The following is a 3,414-nucleotide window of genomic DNA, read 5'->3' as shown; positions in this document are numbered from 1 at the left end:
CATCTATGCTGTCGGCTAGAATTTCCGGATCAATGATCCCTTTTTTGATCAGCTCCACCACGAGGCAGAGAAATGCCGCGTGATTGGCCATGGTCGTCATCGTGTTCGGAGTCATTTGTCCACCCGCTTGTTTCGTTCGGCATGAAAGCAGGGTGCGCAGTCAAAGTCCATTCCCGCCGTTTCGCCCTTCGGCAAGGCTCCACTTCCCAGACCTGAAAGGAGGCAGCAATGCCTATCAAAGTGTCCCCTGTGGCGGGCAGCCGCTTCTATATCGGATCGGCGCCTGTCAACGTTCCCGACATCGACGTCACCGAAGCCGACTTCTCGGCGGTGACGTGGATCGAGGTCGGCCAATATGAAACCATGGGCAACTCCGGCGATGCCGCCCAGGGCAATTCGGTCACGCTGCTCAACCGGCGCCGCACCGTCAATTGGAAGGGCTCGCGTCAAGCCCCTCAGCGTTCGGACAACTTCGCGCTCAATGTGAACGATCCTGGTCAGTTGGCCATGATCGCGGCGGAGCAGACCGACTACGACTACCCGTTCCGCATCGTCCTGAACGGCGCGCCCGTTCCAAAATCGGCCACTGCCACGATCACGATCGCAGCGCCCGGCGTTGTGACCTGGACCGCCCACGGCCTGGTCGCGGGCACCAAGGTCAAGTTCTCGACCACTGGCGCCCTGCCAACCGGTCTCGTCGCCGGCACGGAATACTTCGTCAAGGCCGTTCCTGACGCCGATACGTTCACGCTTTCCGCAACCAAGGGCGGTACCGAGATCACCACGACCGGCACGCAGTCAGGCGTCCACACCGCCACGACGGTCCCGACCGGTCCGGAACGGCTGTTCATGGGCATGGTGGCCGGCGCAGAGGAAGGCATGGGTGGAGCGAACAATGCCCAGATGCTCAACTGCACCGTGCTCCCCAACACCAACTACGTCCGCGTCGCAGCGCTGGGCTGATAGGAGGCTGACATGAAAGTGTTCAATCGCGGCACCGAGGCTCAGAAGCTCTCTCACAAGGGCCAGGAATACCTCCTCGCGCCCGGCAATCACGTCGAACTCGAACTTACCCATGCCGAGGCGAAGGCCATGCCGGCGCCGTTCGAGGCGACCGGGACACCGATCAAGGCGCCCAAGGTCGAACCGGAGAAGAAGGCATGAGCAAGCCAGCATTGGGCGCCGGGAACGTCGATATCGAACTCGATGGAGAGAAGGTGACGCTTCGCCCCTCGTTGCAGGCGGCGCAGTCCATCTCGCGCCAGAGCGGCGGCATTTCCGGCGCCGTTCGCGCGGTCGGGCAGTACGATTTTGACACCATCGTCGCCGTTGTCACGCTCGGCCTTGGCCTGACCGGCAACGAGGCCAAGGAAGTGCCGAACCGCGTCTACCGAACCGGCCTCACCGACTTGATCGGCCCGGTGTCGACCTACCTGACCATCATCGCCAATGGCTGGCGTCCGATGTCGGGAGGAGAGGTATCTGAGGACCCTCAGCAAAACGGATAAGCCTTGCCGAGTTCTACGACGATCTGGCCGAGAAAGCCTTGGGCTGGCTCGGCTGGACTGAGGACCAGGCCCTCAACGCGGACGTGAACGCCATCCTGATCGGTCTGAACGGGCGTGGCGACATGATCGATTCCATCCTGCGCGCCGTGTTCGGTGGCCGCGACGAGCCCGAGGTCGAGGATACCCAAGACGCTGCAATGACAGAAGCCAGGTTCGACGCAATGTTCGTGAGAGGGTGAGTCTGTGACCGTTGCAGAACTCGGCTACAAGATCGACAGCTCGCAAGCTGTCACGGCGAAGGCCAATCTTGAAAACATGTCGGCGGCCGCGACTAAGGCGGAGGCGGCGCAGAAGAGGCTATCGACTGCCTCCAGCGCGTCCAATGCCGCTTTGACCAAGATCGCGTCCGGCGTCGACCAGGCCAATGCCACGCTGCTCAAGCTGGCGACACTGGCTGAAGGCGGCAATGCCTCCCTGGTTAAGCTCGTCGCGACGGCCGAGAAGACGAACACGACCCTTGCCAACATCGGTTCAGGCTCGGCCAAGGTAGTTACCGGCATCGGTAGGGTGGCCCCGGCGGCGGACAAGTCGACAAAGGCGTTGAACGACAACGCCAATGCGGCGCGGCTCACCTCATCGCAGATGCTCAATCTGTCTCGCCAGGGCAACGACGTCATCACCATGTTCGCGCTCGGTGCGTCGCCAGTGCAGATATTCGCTTCGCAGATCGGTCAGGTTTATGGCGCGCTGGAAGAAGGGCCGGGCGGGCTGCGAGGTTCATTAGCGGCTGTTGGAACCGCAGCCAAGTCGGCCGGACAGGCTTTGCTCGCCTTCATGGTGACGCCAGCCGGCCTTGCTGCTGGCGCCGGCGTGGCAGCCGTTGCTGGCCTCGCCACCTACATCATCTCGACGCGCAAGGAGGTGAAAGGCCTCGACGTCCTGCTGAAGGATCATGCGGCCGTTCTCAGGGGCATCGGCGACATCTATGGAACGATCGCGGACAAGGCCAAGGATGCGTTCTCGGTATCGAGCTTGAACGGGCTGCAACTGTCGTCATCGGCGACGCAGGCCGGTCTCGGCATCCAGATTGCCAACCAGACCCAAGGCGCAATGTCGGATCTCGGTCGCTTCGTGAGCCCCGGCAAGAGTGCTGGCGGTTTCTTCAGTGTTGCCGGGGAGTTCCAGCCGTTCGCTGGCGCGATTGAGCATCTGCGGAAAACCGCCAAAGATGGGACGCCCGACATCATCGGCTTCCGCAAGATGGTTGAGGACAAGTGGGCGCTCGACCCGAACAATGCCGCCTTGACGACCTCCGCCGGCAAGCTGATGGATTTGACAAAGGACGCGGATGCCGCGGCGCGCGCGCTCAAGCAGTTGCAGATCGCGCAAGAGGCTTTGGCGAAAGCCGTCGGCCCCGGTGGCCTGCCTCTTCGTCGAGGCGCACTCAGCACCGAGAACATGGGCGCATATGAGCAGTACCAGGCCGCCGGCTCGGTGTCGGCCTCTCGTGCTCAGCAGGCATTCGATGCCCAGAGGCAGGGACTGTTTGCCCGATCTCCGGCAGAATTGGCGGCGGCTGCACGCGCTCAGGCAGGCGCCCAGTACAACGACAACGAGAACCCGGCAGAGCGCGCGCGCCGGATCGACATGGCCGGCCAGCAAGCCGCCTTGGCCGCTCAGCACGCCTTGGGCGAGGCGCAGAAGGACAGGAAGCGCTCGCTCGACCAGACACTTGCCTCGCAGCAACTCGATCTCGACCTGATCGGCAAAACCACTGGCGCGGCCGAAGCCATGCGCATGCAGTTCCAGTTGACGCAGCAGCTTCGTGAAGAAGCGGCGCGCAACAATGTGCCCGTCGATCAGCAGGAACTTGAGCTGATCAAGCAGAAGGCTGACGCTTATGGCG

At 62.6% G+C, this 3,414-nt stretch carries 6 protein-coding genes; 5 read left to right on the top strand and 1 reads right to left on the bottom strand.

What is annotated here, in order from left to right:
- The first annotated feature begins 228 nt into the window (after window positions 1-228).
- From FJ980_RS29445 to FJ980_RS29430, 4 genes are read left to right on the top strand one after another with little or no spacing between them, the layout of a single operon-like run.
- Window positions 229-963: a hypothetical protein gene (locus FJ980_RS29445; RefSeq protein ID WP_140547144.1), complete on the top strand. Its 735-nt coding sequence runs from the start codon at window positions 229-231 to the stop codon at window positions 961-963.
- A gap of 12 nt (window positions 964-975) precedes the next feature.
- Complete coding sequence (locus tag FJ980_RS29440; protein WP_140547143.1) at window positions 976-1,164, top strand: hypothetical protein; 189 nt, start codon at window positions 976-978, stop codon at window positions 1,162-1,164.
- A complete protein-coding gene (locus tag FJ980_RS29435; RefSeq protein ID WP_140547142.1) occupies window positions 1,161-1,508 on the top strand; it encodes a hypothetical protein in 348 nt (115 codons plus the stop codon). Before FJ980_RS29440 ends, FJ980_RS29435 begins: the two co-directional genes overlap by 4 nt.
- 38 nt (window positions 1,509-1,546) lie before the next feature.
- A complete protein-coding gene (locus FJ980_RS29430; RefSeq protein ID WP_140547141.1) occupies window positions 1,547-1,747 on the top strand; it encodes a hypothetical protein in 201 nt (66 codons plus the stop codon).
- A 24-nt stretch (window positions 1,748-1,771) separates the two neighbouring features.
- On the opposite strand, the gene FJ980_RS34860 is transcribed toward FJ980_RS29430, so the two are convergent.
- Window positions 1,772-2,125, bottom strand: a complete 354-nt coding sequence (locus FJ980_RS34860) for a hypothetical protein (protein WP_181181337.1) — start codon at window positions 2,123-2,125, stop codon at window positions 1,772-1,774.
- Here FJ980_RS34860 and FJ980_RS29425 point away from each other — a divergent pair.
- Window positions 2,109-3,414, top strand: a 1,306-nt coding sequence (locus FJ980_RS29425; protein ID WP_181181336.1) for a phage tail length tape measure family protein, incomplete at its 3' end; no start/stop codon positions are given. The two genes, FJ980_RS34860 and FJ980_RS29425, sit on opposite strands and share 17 nt — an antisense overlap.

The organism is Mesorhizobium sp. B1-1-5 (genome assembly GCF_006443065.1).
GTDB lineage: Bacteria > Pseudomonadota > Alphaproteobacteria > Rhizobiales > Rhizobiaceae > Mesorhizobium.
This window is presented reverse-complemented; position numbering and strand designations above follow the sequence as displayed.